The sequence below is a fragment of the Rhodococcus sp. GQ147 genome (genome assembly GCF_059759155.1).
Genome location: NZ_JCAXDU010000006.1, coordinates 51,546 through 75,174, shown reverse-complemented (window position 1 = coordinate 75,174; position 23,629 = coordinate 51,546). Strand labels below are relative to the sequence as shown.

Here is a 23,629-nt window from a genome sequence, read left to right as displayed (position 1 = left end):
GGACCGTTCAGGAGTGTCCGAGTGCGGCGTGCATCTCCCAGACGATGATCTCGGCGCCGGTGGCTGTGGTGAGCTGTCGGCCGCCACCTCCGGCGATCCGCGCTGCGTCTCCTTGGGCGAGAGGTCCGGCTCCCTCGAGTGCGGCTTCGCCCCGGGCGACGAAGAGGTGCACGAAGGGTGCGTCCGGCAGCGTCACGGGGCGATCCGGACGCATCCGCGCGACGTGCATGGCGGCATATCTGTTGCGGATGCGGATGGCGGAATGGTCGGCGTAGGCGTCCATTCCGGATGCGACCGGCACGAGTCCGCCGGAGAGCAGTTCGTCGTCGATCTCGAGTTGTTCGTAGCCCGGCTCGATCCCGGCTTCGTCCGGCAGCACCCACATCTGCACGAACCGCACCGGTTCGTCGTGCTCGGCGGCATACGACGCAGTGGCACCGGGATGACGCCACGAGTCGTTCTTCTCGGAGTGGAGGATCCCCGAGCCCGCGCTCATGCGCTGCGCGAGACCCGGGTAGATCACCCCGGAATGCCCCGTCGAGTCCTGATGCACGAGCGATCCGCGGAGCACCCAGGTGACGATCTCCATGTCGCGGTGCGGGTGAGTGTCGAAACCGCTTCCCGGACGGACGATGTCGTCGTTGTTGACCATCAGCATCCCGAAATGCGTGTTGTCGGGATCGTAGTGGTGGCCGAACGAGAAGGAGTGCCTCGAATCGAGCCAGTCGATCTTCGTGTGGAGGCGGTCGTCCGCGCGGCGGACGTCGAGAATCGGTGCGGTGCTCATGCGGGGTCCTGTGTCGGGCAGTTCGGATCTGCGGTGGGCGGATTGCGGCGGGGGCGGATACGCGCCTGGGGCAGGGGCGGCGCCGGGAGACGCTCGACCCTCCCGGTGTAGCCGGAGACGCGGCCGAACCGATCGCACCCGCGTTCCCAGGCGTCCCGGTAGGCGACGATCTCGTCGTGGTCGCGGCCGACGAAGTTCCACCACATCACGATCTCCTCGCCGAGGGGTGTTCCGCCGAGGAGGACGATACGTGCGGGTTCGTCGGTGGTGTTGGTCAGTTCGAGGGCCGGCACGCCGGTTCCGGTGTAGCCGAGGGCGGCTCGCGTGAGCACGGTGCCGAACAGCGCGACCGTACCGGTGTCGACGAGCACCCCGTGCTCGAACGACGGGTCGACGTCGAGGGTGATGCTCGCCGCGGGGTCCAGGACGATCTCTGCGCCGAGCAGCGGGGTGTACGTCGTCACGGGCGACTCCTCGCCGGCGAGCGAACCGAGGAAGACCTTGACCTCTGCACCGGGCACTCGAACGGCCGGCGGCACGTGGTGCTGGAAGTCGCGGGGCGCATCGCGATGTGCGTCGGGCAGGGCCACCCACAACTGCACGCCGTGCAGTGTCGTGGTCGCGGAGGTGGAGACCTCGGAGTGACAGATTCCGTGGCCTCCGGTCATGAGGTTCAACTCCCCCGGCCGGACCATCGCGTGCACGCCGTGACTGTCGCGGTGTTCGATCTCGCCGGTGAACAGCCACGACACCGTCTGCAGACCGGTGTGGGGGTGCGGTGCGACGTCCATGCCGCCGGTGCGGGAGACGTCGTCGGGGCCGTAATGGTCGACGAAGCACCACGCGCCGATCAGCGAACGCTGCCGTTGCGGAAGCGTACGGCGCACGGGCATGGCCCGGGGGCCACCGAGCGGGACCTCACGCGAGGTGATGATCTCCACGCGGGGGCGGAGCGGGTCGCGGATGGGGAGGTCCTCCGTCCGGCAGCGGATCTCCTCGGGACGGGTGTCGGTGTTGCTCATGCCGCTCGACTCCTCTCGGTGGTCCGTCGGTCGACCCTATCCATTGTGTCACATTTGATTGCGCAGTCAACTAACGCGGGTACACTGGGGATCATGGGAGACGCGAAGTGGCTCAGCGACGACGAACAGCGCCTGTGGCGCGCCTATCTGGATGCGACGCGCCTGCTGTTCCAGAATCTCGACAAGCAGCTACTGCGGGACTCCGACATCTCCTTCACCGACTTCGAGATCCTGGTCCTGCTGTCCGAGGCACCCGACCGCCGGATGCGCATGCGCGACCTCGCGGACGCGAGCACCACGACCCGCAGCGGCATCACCCGCGCCGTCTCCCGCATGGAGAACGCGGGGTGGGTGCGGCGCGTGGAGTGCGAATCCGACCGACGCGGCGCGTGGGCCGAACTCACGGACGTCGGCTACGCGAGACTCGCCGAGGCGGGTCCCGGCCACGTCGGGGCGGTCCGCGAGAACATGTTCGACCTGCTCTCCCCCGCCGACATCGCCCCTATGACCGAGGTCTTCGCCCGCATGCGCGATCGCATGATCGACGGCAGACGGTAGGCCTCCGCCCCGAAGCGAACTCCGCCCGCACCTCCGGAGCGGGACGTCGATCGGATCACGGATATGTTGACCGGGTCACAGCCACGACCTCCGAAGGCGGTACCTCCCATGCGGCACGACCCGCGACGCACCTCGCTCGACCTGTATCCGTTGCAGCGCACGATCACGCCCCTGTTCGGCGACACCGACGCGCTCGGACACATCAACAACGTCTCGATCGCCCGCTACTTCGAGCAGGCCCGCGTCCTCGTCATGGAGGCCGTGTCGTCGACCTTGGGCGATACCTACCCCTTCGAGCGTGCGGTACTCGCGAAGATCGAGATCAACTTCCTGGCCGAGGTGTTCTATCCGCACGACATCGTCATCGCCACCGGTGTCCACCGCATCGGGACATCGTCGGTGGTGATCGGCTCGGCCCTGTTCCAGCACGGCCGGTGCGTCGCGCTCGCCGACTCGGTGGACGTCGGCACCGCCGCCGAAGGCGGCTCGCAACCGATCTCCGAAGCATCGCGCGTGGCGTTCGAGAAGGTCCGGCTCGCATACGACGACTGACGCGCCGCCCACGAACTGCCTCAGAACAGGGTGAGCGCCGCCTCGGGTTCGGGGACGCGTTCGTCGGCGCGCAGCGCACCCCTCTCCTCACGCCGAGCGGACGCCCGGACCCCGAGGCGGTGACGTTCGAGCAGGGGCGCGACCCGCTCGTCCAACCACTGCGAGTACTCCGGAGCAACGTACGCGCCCCGTCCGTAGAGGCGGCGATAGCGTCTCATGAGGGCAGGATGCTCCTGCGCGAGCCACGACAGGAACCACCCGCGGGTCGAGCCGCGCAGGTGCAGCGGTATTACGGTGACCCCCGACGCGCCGGCGGCGGCGAGGGAGCCGAACAGCGTGTCGAGGTGCTGTCGCGAGTCGGTGAGGAAGGGCAGCACCGGAGCGACCATGACGTGGCACGACAATCCGGCGTCGACGACCGCCTTCACGAGATCGAGACGGGCCTTCGGTGACGGCGTGCCCGGTTCGATGTGCGCGGCCAGTTCGGGATCGCCGATCGGGAGCGACACCGCGACCGACACATCGACCTGACCGGCCGCCAGCGACAGCAGCGGAAGATCTCGGCGCAGCAGCGTGCCCTTCGTGAGAATGGAGAAGGGGGTGCCGGATTCGGCGAACGCCCGGATGACTCCGGGCATCAGCCGGTAGCGCCCCTCTGCCCGTTGGTAGGGATCGGTGTTGGTACCGAGCGCCACGTGTTCCCGGGTCCAGGATCGTCGCGCGAGTTCGCGGCGCAGGACGGCGGCGACGTTGGTCTTGACGACCAGTTGCGAGTCGAAGTCGTGCCCGCCGTCGAGATCGAGGTACTCGTGCGTGGGCCGGGCGAAGCAGTACCGGCAGGCATGGGTGCAGCCCCGGAACGTGTTGACGGTGTACCGGAACGGCAACCGGGAGGCCTCCGGCGTCCTGTTCAGCGCGCTCTTGCACAGCACTTCATGGAAGGTGACTCCCTCGAACTCCGGCGTGCGGACACTACGGACGAGACCGGCCCGTTCGAGGCCCGGCAGAGCTCCGTCGTCCGCATCCACAGTCTGACCCGCCCACCTCATACCCCCAGTCGAACATGTGTGCTATTCGCTGTCAACAGATCGTTCGGCATCGTGGTCGATCGGACGGAGCGTACTCGCGGTGCAACGAATACATCGGCATTCCCATCCGTTCATCCACAGGCGGCCGAGGGTCCGGTGGCTCGCCCGGTGCGCTCGAGTTACAGTGCTCGCCACACTGATCTTCGATGGGGGGTTCGATGAGCGGTCTGTTTCCCGGTGCCGGAATCCGGGTGGTGCCCGATGGTATTCGAGCGTTCGGGGCCACGAATCTTCGTGCGGCCGAGCAGGTGGCGCTGGCGGGGACGTTCGATCTGCAGGCCAACATCTCCGCGTTGAGTCCGGCTCTGGGACTCATCGGCGGAGAGTTCCTCGCGGTGTTCGCCGCGGCCCAATCCGAGCACACCAGTGCCGTCGCGCAACTGTCGTGGGCCTACGCGTCCAACGGCATCGCAGCACACGAGGCGGCCACCGGTTACGAAACGACCGACACCGGAACGGCTTCGGCGCTGGCCGACGCTGCGGGAGGACTGTGATGCAGGGATCGGTCATCGACACCGCAACACCCGCAGCGTCACCGACCGTTCTCGACGCTCTCCGCGCGTCGCCGATCGGACCGGTCCTCGACGCACCGCTCCCGGTACTTCCGGAACCCGTTCTTCCCGAGCCGGGTCTGCCCGTCCTCGAGGCGAATTCGATCGTCGAGCTGCTCGAATCGATTCCGGTACCGGTGCTGCCCGATCTCGAGACGATCGTGCGGCCGCTCACCGAACTCTGCTCGATGTTCGGCACCGGTATCCTCGACTCGCTCGATCCGTCGGCGATCCTGCAGCAGGGGTCGCGTCTGCTCGAGACCGCCACGATGCTCGGACGCAGTGCGCTGCACGCACTTCCGGAGTCGTGGGAGGGAGCAACGGCCGACGAGGCCGCAGGTCACGGTGTGCGCGCGCAGCAGTCGGCCCTCGAACTGGCCGACCGCGGCGACCGGATCGGCGACGTCACCCGCGCCGCCACGGCGACCGTCGAACGCGGCAACATCGAATTGACCGGCATCGCACAGTCGTTCGTGACCACGGCGATGGCGGCCGCACCGGCTCTCGCGACGCCGCCGGGCCAGGCCGCCCTGTTGGCGTCCGCCGCGCAGCATCTCCAGGCTGCCCTGGCCGTCGTTGCGCGTAGCCGGGGCGAGCTGACGGTCCACACCGCCGCGATGACGGCGCTGACCACGCCGATTCCCGTGCCCGCGCCGGTGGCCGTGGCCGGGGTGCAGGAGATGCGCACGGTCGCCACGGCCGCAACCGATGTCGCGTCGAGTGTCGCAGCGCCGTTCACGGCCGCCGCGCACGCCGCGACCACTCCCACCGCCTACGCGGCGACCGCGCCCACCGCACACGCGGCGGTTCCGACCGTCGGTGCGGCGGTCGCGGGATCGGCCGGAACGGTGTCGGCCGGAGTGGTCACCGGTCACGGCACCGCGGGGGCCGCGTTCGGAACTGCGGGTGTGCCTGCCGCCGCTCCGATTCCGACCGCCCCGGGCTCGGGCGGGAGTGCGCAGGCCACGACCGGCGCGAGCGCGATGGGAAGGGCACCCTCGACCGGTGGGATGGTCCCCGCGACGTCCGCTCGCGGGTCCGACGACGAGGAGCACCGCTCCCCCACCCGTCTGCTGAGTGCCGCCGCGGAGGGCACCGAGGTCGTCGGCGAACTGCCGTTGGTCGTTCCCGCCGTGATCGGTTCGCACGACGACCGCTGAGCATTACTCGTCGATCGGACGAGCCTGTCAGTCGACGAGGGAGGCGACCTCGTGGTCGGTCAGCGTCGTCTGCGGCACCCGGCCGGCGCCGCGCGCGAGTTCGATCGCCCGGTAGAGCGGGCGTTCGCCGAGCGCGGCGTCGCGGGCCTCGGCCCGCAACTGTTCGACCAGCACCGACGAGATCGCCGCCGCCGGAGCGATCTCGCTGGTGGCGAGCGCATCCGCGAGCTTTCGCAGGGCCAGCACGTCGAGTTCGCGACCGCCGCCGTTGGCGTACAGGGCGAGCGGGACCGACACGAGATTGTGCTCACCGTCGTTGACGCGCACGACGGCCTGCGATACCCCGCCCACCCGGACGATCAGTTCGACACCGGCGAGTCGCGCGAGATCGACACTGCGCGACCGGAACGCCCCAGACAGCGTGACGACGGTGCCGCGCAGCAGCAGGTGCCGACGCGTGGCCAGGAACGCACCGACGGCCGGCGGCACCGCGAAGACGGCCCCGACGAGCAGCGCGACCCATCCGGGCGCGACGATCCAGACCAGAACGCCGAGGACGACGCCGACGGCGAGCGCGAGCAGCGCGATCCTGCGGGCGCGTGGCCGGAGCAGCCGGGACGGGATCAGATCGAGCGGGACGGCGGCACCGTCCCGGTCGTCATGCGCCGGCAACGACCTCACCCACACGGGCGACGACGTCCGTGAGTGCAACGCTGTGCTGCTCGCCGTTGCGCAGATCCTTGACGACGACCTCACCTGCCTCGAGTTCGCGGTCACCGAGCACGAGCGCGACGACGGCACCGGACTTGTCGGCCGCCTTCATGGCGCCCTTGAGGCCGCGCCCACCGTATGCGAGGTCGACGCGGACACCCGCGGCGCGCAGTTTGTGCGCGATGGGCACGAGGGCGACCTTGGCGGCGTCGCCCATCGGCACCCCGTACACCTCGCACCGCGCGGGGCTGCCGGCCGTCTTGCCCTCGGCGGCGAGCGCGAGAACCGTGCGGTCGACGCCGATCCCGAAACCGATGCCCGAGAGCGGCTGGCCGCCGAGCTGTTCCATGAGCCCGTCGTAGCGGCCACCACCACCGATGCCGGACTGGGCGCCGAGCCCGTCGTGGACGAACTCGAAGGTGGTCTTCGTGTAGTAGTCGAGGCCGCGCACCATGCGCGGATTGACGACGTACGGGACGCCGATCGCGTCGAGGTGGGCGAGTACTTCGTCGAAGTGTGCGCGAGCGGTGTCCGAGAGATGGTCGAGCATCAGCGGCGCGTCGGCGGTCATCTCGCGGACCTCGGGGCGCTTGTCGTCGAGCACGCGCAGCGGGTTGATCTCGGCGCGGCGGCGCGTCTCCTCGTCGAGCGGGAGCGCGAACAGGAACTGCTGCAGCTTCTCCCGGTACTGCGGACGGCAGGTCTCGTCGCCGAGGGACGTGATCTCGAGGCGGAATCCGTCGAGTCCGAGCGACCGGAATCCTGCGTCGGCAACCGCGATGACCTCGGCGTCGAGCGCGGGATCGTCGATGCCGATCGCCTCGACGCCGACCTGCTGGAGCTGACGGTAGCGGCCCGCCTGGGGGCGCTCGTAGCGGAAGAACGGCCCGGAATAGGACAACTTCACGGGGAGCTGACCGCGGTCGAGACCGTGCTCGATCACCGCGCGCATCACGCCTGCGGTGCCCTCGGGACGCAGCGTGACCGAGCGCTCACCGCGATCGGCGAAGGTGTACATCTCCTTCGTGACGACGTCGGTGGACTCGCCGACGCCGCGAGCGAACAGGCCGGTGTCCTCGAAGATGGGCAGTTCGACGTGCCCGTACCCCGCCAGGCGTGCGGCACGGGTCAGACCGTCCCGCACCGCCACGAACTCCGCCGACTGCGGGGGAACGTAATCGGGCACACCCTTCGGCGCCGAAAACGTGGAGGCCTTGCTCACTGGTACTGCCTTCTCTCGGGATTCTCTCGGTTGGTCACCGGACGGATCGCGGTGTTCGTGCCGTCAGCGGGATTCTGCCAGGCCGGTGAGGAAGGGATTCGACTCCCGCTCCTGCCCGATCGTGCTCGCTCCGCCGTGTCCGGGGAGGATGTTGGTGCCGTCGTCGAGCACGAGCAGCTTGCGCGCGATCGAGTCGAGCAGTTGCGCGTGGTCGCCGCCGGGCAGGTCGGTGCGGCCGATCGACCCCTGGAACAGGGTGTCGCCGGTGAGCGCGACGTTCAGGGCGGCCCCGTCCGGGGTGGTGGTGCGCGTGCGCAGGACGACCGAGCCGCGGGTATGTCCGGGCGTGTGGTCGACGACGAACTCGATTCCGGCGTGTTCGATCTCGTCTCCGTCGCCGAACTCCACGACCTGCTGCGGTTCGACGAACTCGACGCCGTCGAGGAAGGGCGCGAGGCTCGACCCCATGCCCTGCAGCGGATCGGTGAGCATCATCCGGTCGTCGGGGTGGATGTAGACGGGGATCCCGTACCGGTCGGCCACCGGCTGCGCCGACCACATGTGGTCGAGGTGACCGTGCGTGAGCAGCACCGCCCGGGGCGTGAGATCGGATCCGGTGAGGAACTCCACGAGCGGCTCGGCGGCGTCCTGGCCGGGATCGACGATGACGCACTCCTTCGCGTTGTCCTGCGCGAGGATGTAGCAGTTGGTCTGGAACATCCCGGCAGGGAATCCGGTCACGAGCACGAGCATCGCTCCTACGGGTGGAAGCCTTCGAGGTCTCCTACAGACTATGCGTTGCGCCCTGCCCGCGGGTTGCCGGTCCCGGGTGGCAGACTCGGGTCTGCTTCGAAGTCGGTTGGACCACATCGATCGTTCACGGGAGGACTACTGCAGTGCCGAGCAACGCACAACGGCGCCAGGCCGCGAAACGCAAACTCGAACGGCAGCTCGAGCGTCGAGCCGAACGCGAGCGCAAGCGGCGCCGCATGACGATCGCGCTGTCCGCGCTCGGAGTGATCGTGGTCGTCGGCGCCGGTGTTGCTCTGTGGGCGGTCGACCGGGGCGACGACACGGCCACCGAGGCGGCGTCGAACGACACCTCGGGTTCGGAAATGGAGTACGCCGCGCTCCCCGACGGCCGGTCCGAGCCGTTGCCCGAGACGGTGAGCTGCTCCTACACCGCGGACGGCCGCGAACCGTCGAAGCCGGCAGAGCCGCCGCGCACCGAGGGCATCCGCACCACCGGTGAGGGCAACACGGACATCAGCGTCAGCATGGAGACGAGCCAGGGGAACATCGGCCTGATCCTGCACAACGACGATTCGCCGTGCACCGTCAACAGCTTCCTGTCGCTGGCCTCGCAGAACTTTTTCGACGAGACGGCCTGCCATCGTCTGACTACCTCGCCGTCCCTGCAGGTCCTGCAGTGCGGCGACCCGTCGGGTAGCGGGTCGGGCGGTCCGGGATACCAGTTCGCCAACGAGTTCCCCACCGATCAGTTCGCCGCCGACGATCCCGCCGCGCAGGAACCGATGACCTATCCGCGTGGCACCCTCGCGATGGCCAACGCCGGCCCGGACACCAATGGCAGCCAGTTCTTCCTGGTGTACGGCGATTCGGTGCTGCCGCCGCAGTACACCGTCTTCGGCACGATCGACGAGACCGGTCTCGCGACCCTCGACAAGATCGCCGCGGCCGGCGTCGCAGGCGGAGCCGCCGACGGTGCCCCCGCGCTGGAGACCACCCTCACGTCGGTCAGGATGGACTGATGATCCGATTGCGCACCGCCCTCGCCGCCGGCGCCGGGCTGGCACTCCTGCTCACGGGGTGCTCCGACGATTCGTCCACCGATACCGCCGCGAGCTCGTCGGCCCCGGCGTCCGCCGCCGACCGGCAGTCCCCCGCCTACACGGGCGAACTACCGGAGCGACCCAGCGGCACCGACTCCGTCTCGTGCACCTACGACGCCTCGGGTGACGCCGCACGCGACGTGACCGCCCCCGCCTCGGACGACGTCTCCGCCACCGGCGCTGCTGCCGCGCAGATCACCACCAGCGTCGGCGTGATCGGCGTCGAACTCGACCGTGCCGCGGCACCGTGCACGGTCAACAGCTTCGTGTCCCTCGCGGAGCAGGGCTACTTCGACGACACGCCCTGCCACCGGCTGGTGACCTCACCGGGTCTGGAGGTGCTGCAGTGCGGCGACCCGACGGGCACCGGCACGGGCGGGCCGGGTTACGGCTTCGACACCGAGTACCCGGAGAACGTGTACGCACCCGGCGACGCCCAGTTGCGCCAGCCGGTGATCTACCCGCGCGGCACGGTCGCGATGGCCAACACGGGCCGGCCCGGCAGCAACGGCAGCCAGTTCTTCCTGGTCTACGAGGATTCGCAGCTTCCCCCCACCTACACGGTCTTCGGGACGGTCGACGAGGCCGGACTCGCCGTGATCGAGGAGGTCGCGGCGGAGGGCGACGACGGATCGATGGCGGCCGGCGGCGGTGCCCCCAACCGCGCGGTGCAGATCGAGTCGGTGACCGTCGGGTCCTGACACCCCCGTTCGCACGGAACGTACGGACGTCCCGTCCCGGAGATTCCGGGGCGGGATGTCGTCGTCCGGCGCGAGACCGAGACGGATTCGGTCAGGCTGCCGAGGTCACCCGGTACACGTCGTAGACGCCCTCGACGTTGCGGACGACGTTGAGCACGTGCCCGAGATGTTTCGGGTCGCCCATCTCGAAGGTGAACCGGCTCACCGCGACCCGATCGCCCGTGGTCGTCACGGAGGCCGACAGGATGTTGACCTTCTCGTCGGCGAGTGCCTTCGTCACGTCGGACAGCAGACGGTGCCGGTCGAGAGCTTCGATCTGGATCGCGACGAGGAACACCGACGACGGCGAGGGCGCCCACTGCACCTCGATGATGCGCTCCGACTGCTCCCGCAGCGACCCGGCGTTGGTGCAGTCGGTGCGGTGCACGCTCACCGCTCCGGTGCGGGTCACGAAGCCCATGATCTCGTCGCCGGGGACGGGCGTGCAGCACTTGGCGAGCTTCGAGACCGTCCCCGGTGCGCCCGGCACGAGGACACCGGAGTCGCCGCTGTTCCGCGAGCGGGTCGGGATGGTCGACGGTGTGGACCGCTCGGCCAGTTCCTCTTCGACGCCACCGACGCCACCAAGCAGCGCGACCAGCCGTTGCACGACGTGGTGCGCCGAGACGTGGTGCTCACCGACCGCGGTGTACAGCGCCGAGACGTCGGCGTACCGCAGTTCCTTGGCGACCGCGACCATCAGGTCGGCGTTCATCAGGCGCTGCAGCGGCAGACCGACGCGACGGACCTCCTTCGCGATGGCGTCCTTGCCGGATTCGAGGGCCTCCTCGCGACGTTCCTTGGCGAACCACTGCCGGATCTTCGCCTTGGCGCGGGGTGAGACGACGAACGACTGCCAGTCGCGGCTCGGGCCGGCGTTGGGGTCCTTGGAGGTGAAGACCTCCACGACCTCGCCGTTCTCGAGCTTGCGTTCGAGGGCGACGAGGCGGCCGTTGACGCGGGCTCCGATGCAGCGGTGCCCGACCTCGGTGTGCACGGCGTACGCGAAGTCCACGGGCGTCGAGCCGGAAGGCAGCGTGATCACGTCGCCCTTGGGCGTGAAGACGAAGATCTCCTTGACCGCCAGGTCGTAGCGGAGCGATTCGAGGAACTCCCCCGGGTCGGCCGCTTCCCGTTGCCAGTCGAGGAGCTGCCGCATCCAGGCCATGTCGTCGAGCTCGGCGACATCACCCGAGTGGCGTCCCTTGGTCTCCTTGTACCGCCAGTGCGCGGCGATGCCGAATTCTGCGGTGCGGTGCATCTCGTGCGTGCGGATCTGCACCTCGAGCGGCTTGCCCTCGGGACCGATGACGGTGGTGTGCAGCGACTGGTAGACGCCGTAGCGGGGCTGGGCGATGTAGTCCTTGAACCGTCCCGCCATGGGCTGCCACAGCGAGTGCACGACACCGACGGCCGCGTAGCAGTCGCGGATCTCGTTGCACAGGATGCGCACGCCGACCAGGTCGTGGATGTCGTCGAAGTCGCGGCCCTTGACGATCATCTTCTGGTAGATCGACCAGTAGTGCTTGGGCCGGCCCTCGACGACCGCGTCGATCCGCGACGCGGAGAGTGTCCGTCCGATCTCGTCACGGACGGTGGCCAGGTAGGTGTCGCGCGACGGTGCGCGGGTCGCGACGAGCCGGACGATCTCCTCGTACTTCTTCGGATGAAGGATCGCGAAGGCGAGGTCCTCGAGCTCCCACTTGACCGTCGCCATCCCGAGGCGGTGGGCCAGCGGGGCGATGACCTCGAGGGTCTCGCGTGCCTTGCGGGCCTGCTTCTCGGGAGGCAGGAAGCGCATGGTCCGCATGTTGTGCAGACGGTCGGCGACCTTGATGACGAGCACCCGGGGGTCGCGCGCCATCGCGATGATCATCTTGCGGATGGTCTCGCCCTCGGCGGCCGAACCGAGCACGACCTTGTCGAGTTTGGTGACGCCGTCGACGAGATGCGCGACCTCTTCACCGAACTCGGCGGTGAGCTGCTCGAGCGTATACCCGGTGTCCTCGACGGTGTCGTGGAGCAGTGCCGCGACGAGGGTCGTGGTGTCCATGCCGAGTTCGGCGAGGATCGTGGCGACCGCCAGCGGGTGGGTGATGTAGGGATCGCCGGACTTGCGCTTCTGGCTGGCGTGCCGTTCCTCCGCGACGTCGTAGGCCCGCTGCAGCTGCGAGAGGTCGGCCTTCGGGTACAGCTCGCGGTGGATGGTGACCAGCGGCTCGAGGACCGGCTTGAGGCTCGTGCCCCGCTGACCGGTGATGCGTCGCGCCAGGCGCGCGCGTACCCGCCTCGACGCGGAGGTCGATGCCGGTGTGGGGGTCGGGTTCTGACCGGAATTGTGGGACCGATCGAGATTCTGGGTCATGCCTCAACCTCCCGTCGCGGCTGCGAACCCGGTTCGTCACCGATGCGCATGTCCGGACCGTACGGGCCCGGCGGGTTCACCGGCACCTGTGGCAACTCTATCCCTCAGATCCGCATGAGAGACGTCAGCGGGTACTTCTGCAGTCGCGTCCGGCCGCCGAGGGCTTCGATCTCGGTGACGACGGTGATCCCGACGACCTCGGCGCCGACGCGTTCGAGCAGTTCGACGGTGGCGGCGAGGGTTCCGCCGGTCGCAAGGACGTCGTCGACGACGAGCACCTTGCGGCCCTGCAGGGCCATCCAGTCGCCCGGGATCTCGATCGCGGCGGTGCCGTATTCGAGGCTGTATTCACAGGTCTGGACGGGCGGCGGGAGTTTGCCCGCCTTGCGGACGGCGAGCACGCCCACCCCCAGGGTGCGGGCGATGCCGCCGCCGAGGAGGAAGCCGCGCGCATCGATACCGGCGACGAGTTCGGCGTCGGGTGCCGCGGAGGCCAGCGCCGCGATCACGGCCGAGAAGGACGGTCCGTCGGCGAAGACGGGCGTCAGGTCGGCGAAACGGACACCCGCGGTCGGGAAATCGTCGACCCATCGGGTGTGTTCGGCCACGGCCACGGCAGCTTCTTCGACGAGCCGCGTATCGCCGATCCGTTGAGCGCTCATCCTCCGAGTATCCACCGGTCCATGTTCCAGCCCGCACCCGCGGTCGTCGGGTTGGGCACCCCGGCATGCATTCCCGCCGCGAACCCGATCGTGCGGGGCTGCGCGAACAGGGGCAGGGTGGGAACGTCGCCCCACAGGATGCGTTCGGCCTCGGTCGCGAGTCCCGCGATGGCCGCGTTGTCCTTCGCCACGAGCAGGCCGTCGAGCAGTTCGTCGACGCGGCCGATCGAATAACCGCCGACGTTGCTGCCGGCCCCGGAGTGCAGTGCGTCGCGGGCGTGCTCCATGTCGGCTGCGCCACCGGCACCGGCGGCCGTGGCCGTCCCGACGAGGATCGCGTCGACCTCCCCCGCCGTCAGCTGCGACGGCGTGAAGGTGTCGGAGCCGGCGTCGACGATCTCGATGCCCGCCTCGCGGCAGGATTCGCCGATCAACTCGACGGTGCGCGCGCGGCGCTCGTCCGGTCCGAGATAGCCGATGCGGACCTGCATGCGGTCCTGACCGGAGGCCTCACGTTCGGAACGCGCGGCGTCGATGTCGACCTCGGCGTAGCCTTCGGCGGTCGGCACGGTCTGCGGGTACAGCGGCGAGTCGGGCGCCAGGAGCCGCGAGGTGATCGGGCCCGTGACGCCGTTCGACTCGTCGGACACGCCGAGTTCGTCGAACAGCTGTGTGCGAGGCGTGCACAGGGCGACGGCGCGGCGCGCCGCCGGGTCCTGGAAGACACCGCTCGTGGCGAACACCAGTTGTTCGAGGTTGCGTGAGACGACGGTGGAGACGTCGGCGCCGTCGCCGAGGTTGCTGTGGCCGACGGATCCCTCGGCCACGTCGACGACGTGGATGCGGCCGTCCTCCGCGGCCGCGGACGTGTCGGTGCCGCGCGGCCAGACGACGATGCGGTCGGTGCCCGGGGCGTTCCCCCACCACCGCTCGTTCGCGACGAGCGTCAGGCCGTCCTCGGCGGTGTACGACTCGAGGCGGTACGGGCCCGCGGACGGGAACAGCGCCGGATCGATCTCACCCGGGGTGAGGGTCCAGCCGGTGTTCCAGAACTCCGCGATGCGCCGGACGGCCTCGGTGTCGTTCGCCGTGATCGCTCCGACCAGGTCGGACACACCCGACCTTCCTGCCGCCACGTGGGCCGGCATCAGCTCGGTGGCCCCGAACAGCGCCTTCCAGTTCGTGTCCTCGCGGCCGGGTCGGAAGACGACGGTGGCCTCCTTCGACCCGGGCTGACAGTCGACCCGGTCGATGTCGGCGTAACCACCACGATGGGCAGCGTCGAACAGCGGGACCTGCTCGCCGGACTCGTCGGGAGCGGTGAAGCGTCCGCTCGACGCAGCCCAGGCCAGGACGAGGTCGTCGCAGGACATGGGCACACCGTCGGAGTAGACCGCGTCCGGCGACAGGCGGTACTGCACGGTGAGCCCCTCACCGGGCACGACCGAGGCAGTGCCGATGTCGGTGTCCGCGATCACCCGGCCCTGCGGACCGACGTAGCCGAAGCCCGGCAGCACCCGGGCGAACGCCTGGCGCGCGCCCGAGGCCGCACCGTCGACGGTGTTCGCGTTGTAGGTCGTCACCGTGTTGTCGATCGCGTACCCGATCGAGTGCACCGGTTCCTCGTCCGTGCCGCACGCGACGGTGGAGAACGCGAGTGTCGAGGCCACCGCCGCGCACGCGAGGAGCGTGCCGCGGCGCCTCGGCGACCGCCTCGTCGTCGGGTCGTTCCGCTCGCTCACCGCCATGTCAGGACCTTCTCTTGCCGCGCTTTCCGGTGGGTCGTGCCCCGGGGGCAGGGCCGCGACGGACCGTCGCCCGGTCGGGCAGGGATCCGGCGCCCTGCACCGTCGGCACCACCTTTGCGTCGACCGCGTCGGCCGACTGTGATCCGGCCGGCGTCCCGGCCTTCGCCGCGCGGGCGGCGGCCTCCTCCCGCTTGGCGAGCACCTTGCGGGTGTGCTTCGCGACCGGACCACGCCATTCCTCGAGCGTAACCAGCAACGGGGTCGCGAAGAAGATCGACGAGAAGGTACCGACGACGATGCCGACCAACTGGACGAGGGCGAGGTCCTTGAGCGTGCCCACACCGAGGAGCCACACCGCGATGACCATCAGCGCCAGCACCGGCAACACCGAGATGATCGTGGTGTTGATCGAGCGCATGAGCGTCTGGTTGACGGCGAGGTTGGCCTGCTCGGCGTAGGTGCGGCGGTGCAGGTGCAGGATGCCCCGGGTGTTCTCCTCGACCTTGTCGAAGACGACGACCGTGTCGTAGAGCGAGAAACCGAGGATCGTGAGCAGACCGATGACGGTCGCAGGACTGACCTCGAAGCCGACGAGGGCGTAGACACCCGCTGTCACGATGATGTCGAAGAACAGGGCGGTGATCGCTGCGATCGCCATGTTCCGCTGGTATCGGATCGTGATGTAGATGCTGACGATGACGAGGAAGACCACCAGCGCGATGAGCGCCTTGTTGGTGATCTGGCTTCCCCACGTCTCGCTGACGTCGGCGACGCTGATCGAGTTGCGGGACGGCTCACCGTCCGGCCCGGCGGGCTGGAACTCCTCGAACAGCGCGGTCTGCAACTCGGCGACCTGCTCGCCGTCGAGGGTCTCCGACCGGATCTGGACGGTCGCTCCGTCGCCGGCGCCGACAGTCTGCACCGCCTCGGGTTCGAAGCCGATGGTGTCGCTGAAGACGGTCTCGACTTCCTCGACGGAGACGCCCGGCACGGCCGGCATCTGGATGCGGGTGCCGCCCTCGAAGTCGATACCCCAGCTGAATCCGCGCAGCAGCATGCTGAGCAGGGCGATCAACACGATCACCGCGGTGACGATGTACCACCGCTTGCGGCGTCCGACGATCTCGAAGGCGCCCGTGCCGGTGTACAGACGGGACAGTCGGCTGTGTTGCGGCGCGGCCGTCGTCGTGGTCGTGTCGGTCATCGTCACGCCTCCTTCGCAGCGGTCGCGGCGACGAGACGACGCTCGTCGGCCACCTGCTGGATCGCGCCCAGACCGTTCACGCTCGGCTTGGACCAGAACTTCGACTTCGAGGCCAGGAACACCAGCGGCCAGGTCACCAGGAACACGACGACGACGTCGAGGATCGTGGTGAGGCCGAGGGTGAACGCGAAGCCGCGGACCTGACCGACGGCCAGGACGTAGAGCACGGCGGCGGCGATGAAGCTGACCGCGTTACCGGAGAGAATCGTGCGGCGGGCCCGTGCCCAGCCGCGCGGCACCGCGGAACGGAAACTCCGCCCCTCGCGGATCTCGTCCTTGATCCGTTCGAAGAACACGACGAACGAGTCGGCGGTCATGCCGATACCGATGATCAGACCGGCGACGCCGGCGAGGTCGAGCGTGAACCCGATGTATCTGCCGAGCAGCACCATGACCGCGTAGACCGCCATTCCCGAGAGAACGAGCGACAGCGCGGTGAGCAGTCCGAGCATCCGGTAGTACGCGAGGCAGAACAGGAGCACCAGCGCCAGACCCACCGCACCGGCGATCAGCCCGGCCTCGAGCGAAGCCAGACCCAGAGTGGCGGAGACGGTCTCGGCTTCGGATGCCACGAACGACAGCGGCAACGACCCGTACTTGAGGGTGTTCGCCAGCTCTGCGGCCTGCGTATTCGTGAACTGGCCGGTGATCGAGGTGGCGCTGCCGGCGGGGGTGGCGCCCTGGATCACGGGCGCGCTGACGACCTTCGAGTCGAGCACGAAGGCGGCCTGCTGACCGATGTTCGCGGCGGTGAACTGCGCCCACCTATTGCTGCCCTCGCTGTCGAAGGTCAGGCTGACCTCGTAGCGCGACTGCTGCTGATTGAAACCGGAGGTCGCGTCCTCGATCTGCTGGCCGTCGATGATGCTCGGGCCCAGCAGGTAGATCGCGGTGCCGTCGGTCGAGCACGCGACCAGCGGAAGCGCCGGGTCGTCGTTGCCGGCGAGCGGGTCGGCCGCGGAGCAGTCGAGGGCGAGAGCCGCCGCCTGCTGCACGGCGGGGTCCTCGCTCTGACGGGTGGCCTTGGCCGTGGCGATGTCTGCAGCCGCCTGTTCCTGCGGCGTGAGCGAGCCGTCGTTCTCGGGAGCCTCGGGTGCTCCGGAGGGCTCGGCCGGAGCCTGGGGCGCCTCGACGGGGGCCTCGGGCGTCTCGGCCGGTGCCGGGGCATCGGTGGGCGCGGTGGGATCCTGCGCCGGGAACGGACGTCCCTGCGGTTCGGGTGCGTCGGCGGGCGGAGCCTGGTCGGCCGGCGCGGGTTCACCGGGTGCCGGTTCGGCAGGGGCCGGTTCTGCGGGCAGCCCGCCCTCGGGGGTACCGGCACCGGGCTGCTCGGCGAGATCCTCGGCGGTCATGTTCGCGTCGATCGGTCCCCCGATCACCGGCCTGATGTACAGCCGGGCGGTCTGGCCCAGCGTCCTGGCCTGGGCGCTGTCCTCACCCGGGACGGTGATTACGAGGTTGTCGCCCTCGACGATCACCTCCGAACCCGACACACCGAGCCCGTTGACGCGGGTCTCGATGATCTGCTGGGCCTGGCGGAGGCTGTCCGGACTCGGGCTGCTCCCGTCGGGGGTTCGCGCGGTGAGGGTGACGCGGGTGCCACCCTGCAGGTCGATGCCCAGCTTCGGGGTGGGCGACTTGTCCCCGGTGAAGAAGACCAGTGCATACAACGCGGCGAGAATCACCCCGAACAGGGCGAGAGCGCGCACGGGATGCACCGATCCGTTGGAAGGTGCCACGGTCTGTCAGTCTCCTCGATGCGAGTGAGTGGTGGTCGGGTGCAGTCGCGCGGCGCTCGGCACCGGCACCGGAGACTCCGGTGCCGAAACCGTGCGTCGCGAATCGGCTGTCAGTACTCGGTCGGACGTCCCTCCGGCGGGTTCGCATCGTCGTCCTTGCGGAGCAGATCCGGATCCTGCGGGGTCTCGGTCTCGACGCGCTCCCGGATGACCAGACGCGACCAGGTCGTGACGACACCCGGCGCGATCTCGAGATCGACGGTGTCGTCGGCGAGGGCGGCCACCGTGGCGTGCAGACCCGCGGTGGTCATCACGCGGTCGCCGATGCGCAGGGAGTCCTGCAGCGCCGTCACCTTCTGCATCTCCTTCTTCTGACGCCGCACGCCCAGAAAGGTCGGGACGAGCAGTGCCAGGATCAGGAGAGGGAAGAGCAGTTCCATCGTTGAAGTCAGTCCTCGGTCGTTGTCGGTGGGTGGTGACGCGAGCGACACCAGCGGGTCGTGGTGGCGCATGCGGCACCACGACGTCGGGATCGGCCTCCACGGACCGACGCAGTAGACCAGTGTGCCATTCCCCGGGCGAGGGCCCTACCTCCGTACGTCCGGATCGTCCGGGTCGGACGGATCGACACCGCCCTCGAGGGTCGTGTCCGGGTCGTCCTCGAACAGCTCGAGCTGTGGTTCGCGCGCGCGCACCTCGATGCCCCCGGTGGCGGCCTCCGGCGGCGGGGTGAGGCCGAGCTGCAACCAAGCGGCCTGCGTGGCCACACGTCCGCGCGGAGTGCGCGCGACCATGCCGGCACGGACCAGGAACGGCTCGCACACCTCCTCGACGGTGGCGGGCTCCTCCCCCACGGCCACCGCGAGTGTCGACACGCCGACCGGGCCACCACCGAAACTGCGGACGAGTGCGCCGAGAACGGCGCGATCGAGACGATCGAGACCGATCGGGTCGACGTCGTACACCTCGAGCGCGGCCTGGGCCACGGCCCGGGTCACGACACCGTCGGCGCGCACGTCGGCGTAGTCGCGGACGCGGCGCAGCAACCGGTTGGCGATACGCGGCGTGCCGCGGGAGCGACCGGCGATCTCCGCGGCGGCGTCGTCGCGGAGAGCGATCCCGAGGATCGATGCGGAGCGGTGCAGGATGCGCTGCAGCTCGGGGGGCTCGTAGAAGTCCATGTGCGCAGTGAAACCGAACCGGTCGCGCAGCGGGCCGGTGAGGGCACCGGAACGGGTGGTCGCGCCGACGAGGGTGAAGGGTGCGACCTCGAGCGGGATGGACGTCGCGCCGGGCCCCTTGCCCACCACGACGTCGACGCGGAAGTCCTCCATCGCCAGATACAGCATCTCCTCGGCCGGTCGGGCGATGCGGTGGATCTCGTCGATGAACAGCACGTCGCCCTCCGCGAGGTTCGACAGCATCGCAGCGAGATCACCGGCGCGTTCGAGCGCGGGACCGGAGGTCAGTCTCAGTGACGTGCCGAGTTCGGCGGCGATGATCATCGCCATCGACGTCTTGCCGAGACCGGGCGGACCGGACAGGAGGATGTGATCGGGAGTGCCGCCGCGCAGCTTCGCTCCTCGCAGAACGAGCTGCAGCTGTTCGCGGACCCGCGGTTGCCCGATGAAGTCGTCGAGACTGGTCGGGCGCAGACTGGTCTCGATGTCGCTGTCGGAGGGCAGATGCTCCGCCGTGACCGGCGACCGCTCGCGGTCGGCCGATGCAGCATCGAATTCGCGGGCCGCTCCTGCGGCCTCGAACTCACGGTACTCGTCGGTCACCGCGACCTACCCAGCAGCTTGAGCGCCGAGCGCAGTGCCGTCGAGACGTCGGCGCCCGACTCCTCGGCAAGGACCTTGTCGGCGGCCGGTTCGGCCTGACGCGGCGTGAATCCGAGGCCGACCAGCGCCTCGACGATCTGGTCGCGCAGCGGCGAGGCACCGGCCGCGACAGGCGACGATCCCGTGGCGCCGAAGGCCGCGACCTTGTCGCGCAGTTCGACGATCATGCGTTCGGCGCCACGCTTGCCGATCCCGGGTACCCGCGTCAGCGCTGCGGTGTTGCCGTCGGCGAGAGCCGCACGCAGCGCATCGGGTTCGAGGACGGCGAGCGTGGCCATGGCGAGCCGGGGGCCGACGCCGCTGACCGTCTGCAGCAGGCCGAACAGTTCGCGCGCCTCGGCGTCCACGAAGCCGTACAGCGTCATGGAGTCCTCGCGCACGATCATCGCGGTGGCGAGTCTGGCCTGCTCGCCGCGCCGGAGACCGGCGAGGGTCGCAGGTGTGGTGTTGATCCGATAGCCGATCCCACCCGCCTCGATCACCACGTGGTCGAGGGCTATGTCGAGTACCTCGCCGTGTACCGAGGCGATCACCGGCTACCTGCCTTCCGTGCGGCCGACTGTTCGCGCAGCCGCTCCTCGTAGCGTTTCTTCTGCTGGGCGGCCGCAGCTTCGGCGGCCGCGAGTCTGGCGATCAGCGGGGCCCGCCAACAGTGTGCGACGGCCAGCGCGAGCGCGTCGGCGGCGTCGGCGGGCTTCGGCGCGGCGTCGAGCTTGAGGATGCGGGTGATCATCGTGGTCACCTGCTTCTTGTCGGCCGTGCCACTGCCGGTGACCGCGGCCTTCACCTCGCTCGGCGTGTGGAACATGACCGGGATCGAGCGACGCGCCGCAGCCAGGGCGACGACGCCGCCGGCCTGCGCGGTGCCCATCGCGGTGCGCACGTTGTGCTGGGAGAACACGCGCTCGATCGCGACGACGTCGGGCTTGTAGCGGTCCATCCACTCCTCGACCGAGTCGGAGACCTTGAGGAGCCGGTGCTCGAGGTCGAGTTCGGGCGAGGTGCGGATGACACCGACGGCGACGGGGATCACGTCGCGTCCGCGTCCCGTGTCGACCATCCCCAGACCACATCGGGTCAGACCGGGGTCGACACCCATCACGCGCACCCGACTCACCTCTCGACACCCGAATACGGCCGGGTTTCCGACGCCTTCGACGGACCCGACCTTGCTTCGCACGATTGCGAACGCCTGTTCGAGAGCATAGCGGCCGGGATCGGGTGCCGGGAGACCGACACGCGACCCCGGCCGCTGTGACAAGTACGACGAGCGTCGCTCGTGGACGACTACGACGAGAGCGTCGCTCAGGCGTCGAGTTCGGCGAGGACGTCGTCGGAGATGTCGACGTTCGTGTAGACGTTCTGCACGTCGTCGCAGTCTTCGAGCGCGTCGACCAGCTTCATGACCTTGCGTGCACCCTCGGCGTCGACCGGCACCTCGACGGACGCCCGGAAATCGGGGTCGGCCGAGTCGTAGTCGATGCCGGCGTCGACGAGAGCCGTACGCACGGCGATCAGGTCGGACGCCTCGGAGACGATCTCGAAGGAGTCGCCGAGATCGTTGATCTCCTCGGCACCCGCTTCGAGGACGACCTCGAGGATCTCGTCCTCGGAGCGGCCGTTCTTCTCGAGCACGACGACGCCCTTGCGGGTGAACAGGTAGGCGACCGAACCCGGATCGGCCATGTTGCCGCCGTTGCGGGTCATCGCCGTGCGGACCTCGCCCGCGGCGCGGTTGCGGTTGTCGGTCAGACACTCGATGAGCAGCGCGACACCGTTGGGGCCGTAGCCCTCGTAGGTGATGGTCTGCCAGTCGGCACCGCCGGCTTCCTCACCGCCGCCACGCTTGCGGGCACGCTCGATGTTGTCGTTCGGGACCGAGCTCTTCTTCGCCTTCTGGATGGCGTCGAACAGGGTCGGGTTACCCGCCGGGTCGCCACCACCGGTCCGAGCCGCCACCTCGATGTTCTTGATGAGCTTCGCGAACATCTTGCCGCGCTTGGCATCGATGACCGCCTTCTTGTGCTTGGTGGTGGCCCATTTGGAGTGGCCGCTCATTCGCTTCGAGCCCCTTCCGGAGAAGTGTGGTCGGCGTCAACCGACAGGTCGGAGAGTCGATTCTACTCGCTCCCGGTGTGGGCCACCGGCACGGTGGCCGTGTCGTCATGTCGCCGAGGCCGTCGGGCGCACCCGAGGTCGGGTCGCCGAGCGCACGGTCTCCACGAACAGCCGATGCACGCGATGGTCACCGGTGATCTCGGGGTGGAAGGACGTCGCGATCACAGCGCCCTGCCGCACTGCGACCACCCGGCCCGCCGCCGGCCCGTCCGGAACCGTGGCCAGGACCTCCACGTCGGGCCCGATCTCCTCCACCCACGGGGCTCGGATGAACACCGCGCGCACCGGCCCGTCGCCGAGACCCGTCATCGGCAGGTCGGTCTCGAACGAGTCGACCTGCCGGCCGAAGGCGTTGCGGCGCACCACGATGTCGAGGGCGTCGAGGTGTTCGGCGTCCTCGGTGGTGTCGAGCACCCGGGAGGCGAGCAGGATCATGCCGGCACACGAACCGTAGGCGGGCAGCCCGGCCTCCAACCGGGCCCGCAGCGGTTCGAGCAGATCGAACACACGCAGCAGACGGCTGACCGTAGTGGATTCGCCTCCCGGAAGGACGATGCCGTCGACCTCGTCGAGTTCGCGTTCGCGACGCACCGCGATCGTCCGCGCGCCTGCCTCCTCGAGAGCGCTGCGATGTTCGCGGACGTCGCCCTGCAATGCCAGGACGCCGATCGTGGGAGAGGAAATGGTCACCGTTGCCTGCCTGTCCGTTCGGGGTCGCCGATGCGCAGGCACTTTGTAGGGACGTCTTCGTCGGGGACGCCCTCGTTCAGGACTCGCGCAGGTACCGCGTGAGTCCTTCCTGCACCACCGCCGCGACCATGTTGCCGTTGCGATCGAAGATCCGCCCCTGGGTCAGTGCGCGCCCCAGCCCGGCGGAGGGTGACGTCTGGTCGTAAAGCAGCCAGTCGTCGGCGCGGAACGGCCGCAGGAACCACATCGCGTGGTCCAGCGATGCACCCTGCGTCCGTTCGTCGTCGTGGCCGACACTCGCCGAGCCGAGCAACGTCATGTCGCTCATGTACGCGAGCGTGCACACGTGGAAGACCGGGTCGTCGGGGAGGATCTCGCGGGACTTGAACCACAGCTGCTGCTGTGCAGCCATCCTGCTCGACGAGTCCATCCGGTCGCGGGGAACGAACCGGAAGTCCCATTCGGCCCATTCCTTCTTCGCCCACAGCAGGGTCGCGTCGTCGACCACAGTCTCCGGATCGGGCAGTTCCTCCGGAGCCGGCACCCGCGGAATCGTGTCCTGGTGCTCGATCCCCTCGTCGCGTACGTGGAACGACGCCGACATCGTGAAGATCGCCTTGCCGTCCTGGACGGCCGTCACGCGCCGGGTGCAGAAGGAGCGGCCGTCGCGGATCCGGTCGACGAGGTAGACGATCTGCATCGTCGGGTTCCCCGGCCGGAGGAAGTAGCCGTGCAGCGAGTGGACCCCGAATGCGGGATCGACAGTGCGGACCGCCGACACGAGCGCCTGACCGGCCACCTGACCACCGAACGTCCGCGGCAGCAACGTCTCCGTCGCTATGCCCCGGAAGATGTCGTTCTCGATCTGTTCGAGCGCCAGGATCTGCTCGATCTTCGCCATGGGAACTCCTTCTGTGCACCGTACGCAAGAAGGCTAGCTGCACGGAGGTGTGCC

The 23,629-nt window shown here is 69.1% G+C and carries 24 protein-coding genes; 6 read left to right on the top strand and 18 right to left on the bottom strand.

The annotated features are described in order from the left end of the window. Positions 1 to 7: 7 nt before the first annotated feature. The gene (locus AC6CID_RS09260; RefSeq protein ID WP_006551410.1) at positions 8 to 787 is read right to left on the bottom strand and encodes a pirin family protein; all 780 of its coding nucleotides are present in this window, start codon (positions 785 to 787) and stop codon (positions 8 to 10) included. Beyond that, positions 784 to 1,809, bottom strand: coding sequence for a pirin family protein (locus AC6CID_RS09255; RefSeq protein WP_498353860.1), 1,026 nt, complete (start codon positions 1,807 to 1,809; stop codon positions 784 to 786). Before AC6CID_RS09255 ends, AC6CID_RS09260 begins: the two co-directional genes overlap by 4 nt. Positions 1,810 to 1,902: 93 nt before the next feature. Here AC6CID_RS09255 and AC6CID_RS09250 point away from each other — a divergent pair, with 93 nt between their 5' ends. Beyond that, positions 1,903 to 2,367 carry a MarR family winged helix-turn-helix transcriptional regulator gene (locus AC6CID_RS09250; RefSeq protein ID WP_006551408.1) on the top strand — a complete coding sequence of 155 codons (465 nt, stop codon included), beginning with the start codon at positions 1,903 to 1,905 and terminating at the stop codon, positions 2,365 to 2,367. Between the two features lie 108 nt (positions 2,368 to 2,475). Further along, positions 2,476 to 2,919, top strand: coding sequence for an acyl-CoA thioesterase (locus tag AC6CID_RS09245; protein ID WP_006551407.1), 444 nt, complete (start codon positions 2,476 to 2,478; stop codon positions 2,917 to 2,919). A 20-nt stretch (positions 2,920 to 2,939) separates the two neighbouring features. On the opposite strand, the gene AC6CID_RS09240 is transcribed toward AC6CID_RS09245, so the two are convergent. Then, complete coding sequence (locus AC6CID_RS09240) at positions 2,940 to 3,968, bottom strand: Rv2578c family radical SAM protein (RefSeq protein WP_024100755.1); 1,029 nt, start codon at positions 3,966 to 3,968, stop codon at positions 2,940 to 2,942. A 197-nt stretch (positions 3,969 to 4,165) separates the two neighbouring features. Between AC6CID_RS09240 and AC6CID_RS09235 the strand changes: the two genes are divergently transcribed. Together AC6CID_RS09235 and AC6CID_RS09230 are read left to right on the top strand one after the other, a co-directional pair. Then, positions 4,166 to 4,501 carry a type VII secretion target gene (locus AC6CID_RS09235; protein WP_498353859.1) on the top strand — a complete coding sequence of 112 codons (336 nt, stop codon included), beginning with the start codon at positions 4,166 to 4,168 and terminating at the stop codon, positions 4,499 to 4,501. After that, positions 4,501 to 5,718, top strand: coding sequence for a hypothetical protein (locus AC6CID_RS09230; protein ID WP_498353858.1), 1,218 nt, complete (start codon positions 4,501 to 4,503; stop codon positions 5,716 to 5,718). The genes AC6CID_RS09235 and AC6CID_RS09230 overlap by 1 nt, the downstream gene beginning before the upstream one ends. A 27-nt stretch (positions 5,719 to 5,745) precedes the next feature. Here the strand turns inward: AC6CID_RS09230 and AC6CID_RS09225 are convergent, their stop codons facing one another. The 3 genes from AC6CID_RS09225 to AC6CID_RS09215 form a co-directional block, all read right to left on the bottom strand. Further along, positions 5,746 to 6,390, bottom strand: a complete 645-nt coding sequence (locus tag AC6CID_RS09225) for a hypothetical protein (protein ID WP_170318498.1) — start codon at positions 6,388 to 6,390, stop codon at positions 5,746 to 5,748. After that, positions 6,377 to 7,651 carry a histidine--tRNA ligase gene (gene hisS, locus AC6CID_RS09220; RefSeq protein ID WP_006551401.1) on the bottom strand — a complete coding sequence of 425 codons (1,275 nt, stop codon included), beginning with the start codon at positions 7,649 to 7,651 and terminating at the stop codon, positions 6,377 to 6,379. Before hisS ends, AC6CID_RS09225 begins: the two co-directional genes overlap by 14 nt. A gap of 63 nt (positions 7,652 to 7,714) precedes the next feature. Further along, a complete protein-coding gene (locus AC6CID_RS09215) occupies positions 7,715 to 8,398 on the bottom strand; it encodes an MBL fold metallo-hydrolase (protein WP_183079234.1) in 684 nt (227 codons plus the stop codon). Between the two features lie 149 nt (positions 8,399 to 8,547). Here AC6CID_RS09215 and AC6CID_RS09210 point away from each other — a divergent pair, with 149 nt between their 5' ends. After that, positions 8,548 to 9,423: a peptidylprolyl isomerase gene (locus tag AC6CID_RS09210; RefSeq protein ID WP_071934861.1), complete on the top strand. Its 876-nt coding sequence runs from the start codon at positions 8,548 to 8,550 to the stop codon at positions 9,421 to 9,423. Next, the gene (locus tag AC6CID_RS09205) at positions 9,423 to 10,205 is read left to right on the top strand and encodes a peptidylprolyl isomerase (RefSeq protein WP_498353857.1); all 783 of its coding nucleotides are present in this window, start codon (positions 9,423 to 9,425) and stop codon (positions 10,203 to 10,205) included. Before AC6CID_RS09210 ends, AC6CID_RS09205 begins: the two co-directional genes overlap by 1 nt. Positions 10,206 to 10,296: 91 nt before the next feature. Here AC6CID_RS09205 and AC6CID_RS09200 read toward each other — a convergent pair whose 3' ends face one another. The 12 genes from AC6CID_RS09200 to AC6CID_RS09145 form a co-directional block, all read right to left on the bottom strand. Then, complete coding sequence (locus AC6CID_RS09200; RefSeq protein WP_024100749.1) at positions 10,297 to 12,609, bottom strand: RelA/SpoT family protein; 2,313 nt, start codon at positions 12,607 to 12,609, stop codon at positions 10,297 to 10,299. A gap of 104 nt (positions 12,610 to 12,713) precedes the next feature. Further along, positions 12,714 to 13,271, bottom strand: a complete 558-nt coding sequence (locus AC6CID_RS09195; protein ID WP_006551396.1) for an adenine phosphoribosyltransferase — start codon at positions 13,269 to 13,271, stop codon at positions 12,714 to 12,716. Beyond that, on the bottom strand, positions 13,268 to 15,019 hold the full coding sequence (locus tag AC6CID_RS09190) for an ABC transporter substrate-binding protein (protein ID WP_006551395.1): 1,752 nt from the start codon (positions 15,017 to 15,019) through the stop codon (positions 13,268 to 13,270). Before AC6CID_RS09190 ends, AC6CID_RS09195 begins: the two co-directional genes overlap by 4 nt. 1 nt (position 15,020) lies before the next feature. Continuing rightward, a complete protein-coding gene (secF, locus tag AC6CID_RS09185) occupies positions 15,021 to 16,223 on the bottom strand; it encodes a protein translocase subunit SecF (RefSeq protein ID WP_228045024.1) in 1,203 nt (400 codons plus the stop codon). A 2-nt stretch (positions 16,224 to 16,225) separates the two neighbouring features. Then, positions 16,226 to 18,022, bottom strand: coding sequence for a protein translocase subunit SecD (gene secD / locus AC6CID_RS09180; RefSeq protein WP_220665912.1), 1,797 nt, complete (start codon positions 18,020 to 18,022; stop codon positions 16,226 to 16,228). A 110-nt stretch (positions 18,023 to 18,132) separates the two neighbouring features. Then, positions 18,133 to 18,462 carry a preprotein translocase subunit YajC gene (yajC, locus tag AC6CID_RS09175; RefSeq protein WP_006551392.1) on the bottom strand — a complete coding sequence of 110 codons (330 nt, stop codon included), beginning with the start codon at positions 18,460 to 18,462 and terminating at the stop codon, positions 18,133 to 18,135. A gap of 147 nt (positions 18,463 to 18,609) precedes the next feature. Continuing rightward, positions 18,610 to 19,707, bottom strand: a complete 1,098-nt coding sequence (gene ruvB, locus AC6CID_RS09170) for a Holliday junction branch migration DNA helicase RuvB (protein ID WP_230809613.1) — start codon at positions 19,705 to 19,707, stop codon at positions 18,610 to 18,612. A 95-nt stretch (positions 19,708 to 19,802) separates the two neighbouring features. Next, positions 19,803 to 20,399 (bottom strand): Holliday junction branch migration protein RuvA, encoded by a 597-nt coding sequence (gene ruvA / locus AC6CID_RS09165; protein ID WP_498353856.1) that lies wholly within the window; start codon positions 20,397 to 20,399, stop codon positions 19,803 to 19,805. After that, positions 20,396 to 20,974, bottom strand: a complete 579-nt coding sequence (gene ruvC / locus AC6CID_RS09160; RefSeq protein WP_033096573.1) for a crossover junction endodeoxyribonuclease RuvC — start codon at positions 20,972 to 20,974, stop codon at positions 20,396 to 20,398. The genes ruvA and ruvC overlap by 4 nt, the downstream gene beginning before the upstream one ends. 197 nt (positions 20,975 to 21,171) lie before the next feature. Further along, a complete protein-coding gene (locus AC6CID_RS09155) occupies positions 21,172 to 21,924 on the bottom strand; it encodes a YebC/PmpR family DNA-binding transcriptional regulator (RefSeq protein ID WP_006551388.1) in 753 nt (250 codons plus the stop codon). A 105-nt stretch (positions 21,925 to 22,029) separates the two neighbouring features. Further along, a complete protein-coding gene (gene pdxT / locus AC6CID_RS09150; protein WP_051121558.1) occupies positions 22,030 to 22,668 on the bottom strand; it encodes a pyridoxal 5'-phosphate synthase glutaminase subunit PdxT in 639 nt (212 codons plus the stop codon). Positions 22,669 to 22,750: 82 nt separating this feature from the next. After that, the gene (locus AC6CID_RS09145; protein WP_006551386.1) at positions 22,751 to 23,575 is read right to left on the bottom strand and encodes an acyl-CoA thioesterase; all 825 of its coding nucleotides are present in this window, start codon (positions 23,573 to 23,575) and stop codon (positions 22,751 to 22,753) included. Positions 23,576 to 23,629: the final 54 nt, after the last annotated feature.

Coding starts and splice junctions, on each gene's coding strand:
- AC6CID_RS09260 (WP_006551410.1), bottom strand. CDS start 787: ATGAGCACCGCACCGATTCTCGACGTCCGCCGCGCGGACGACCGCCTC.
- AC6CID_RS09255 (WP_498353860.1), bottom strand. CDS start 1,809: ATGAGCAACACCGACACCCGTCCCGAGGAGATCCGCTGCCGGACGGAG.
- AC6CID_RS09250 (WP_006551408.1), top strand. CDS start 1,903: ATGGGAGACGCGAAGTGGCTCAGCGACGACGAACAGCGCCTGTGGCGC.
- AC6CID_RS09245 (WP_006551407.1), top strand. CDS start 2,476: ATGCGGCACGACCCGCGACGCACCTCGCTCGACCTGTATCCGTTGCAG.
- AC6CID_RS09240 (WP_024100755.1), bottom strand. CDS start 3,968: ATGAGGTGGGCGGGTCAGACTGTGGATGCGGACGACGGAGCTCTGCCG.
- AC6CID_RS09235 (WP_498353859.1), top strand. CDS start 4,166: ATGAGCGGTCTGTTTCCCGGTGCCGGAATCCGGGTGGTGCCCGATGGT.
- AC6CID_RS09230 (WP_498353858.1), top strand. CDS start 4,501: ATGCAGGGATCGGTCATCGACACCGCAACACCCGCAGCGTCACCGACC.
- AC6CID_RS09205 (WP_498353857.1), top strand. CDS start 9,423: ATGATCCGATTGCGCACCGCCCTCGCCGCCGGCGCCGGGCTGGCACTC.
- AC6CID_RS09200 (WP_024100749.1), bottom strand. CDS start 12,609: ATGACCCAGAATCTCGATCGGTCCCACAATTCCGGTCAGAACCCGACC.
- AC6CID_RS09195 (WP_006551396.1), bottom strand. CDS start 13,271: ATGAGCGCTCAACGGATCGGCGATACGCGGCTCGTCGAAGAAGCTGCC.
- AC6CID_RS09190 (WP_006551395.1), bottom strand. CDS start 15,019: ATGGCGGTGAGCGAGCGGAACGACCCGACGACGAGGCGGTCGCCGAGG.
- secF (WP_228045024.1), bottom strand. CDS start 16,223: ATGACCGACACGACCACGACGACGGCCGCGCCGCAACACAGCCGACTG.
- yajC (WP_006551392.1), bottom strand. CDS start 18,462: ATGGAACTGCTCTTCCCTCTCCTGATCCTGGCACTGCTCGTCCCGACC.
- AC6CID_RS09155 (WP_006551388.1), bottom strand. CDS start 21,924: ATGAGCGGCCACTCCAAATGGGCCACCACCAAGCACAAGAAGGCGGTC.
- AC6CID_RS09145 (WP_006551386.1), bottom strand. CDS start 23,575: ATGGCGAAGATCGAGCAGATCCTGGCGCTCGAACAGATCGAGAACGAC.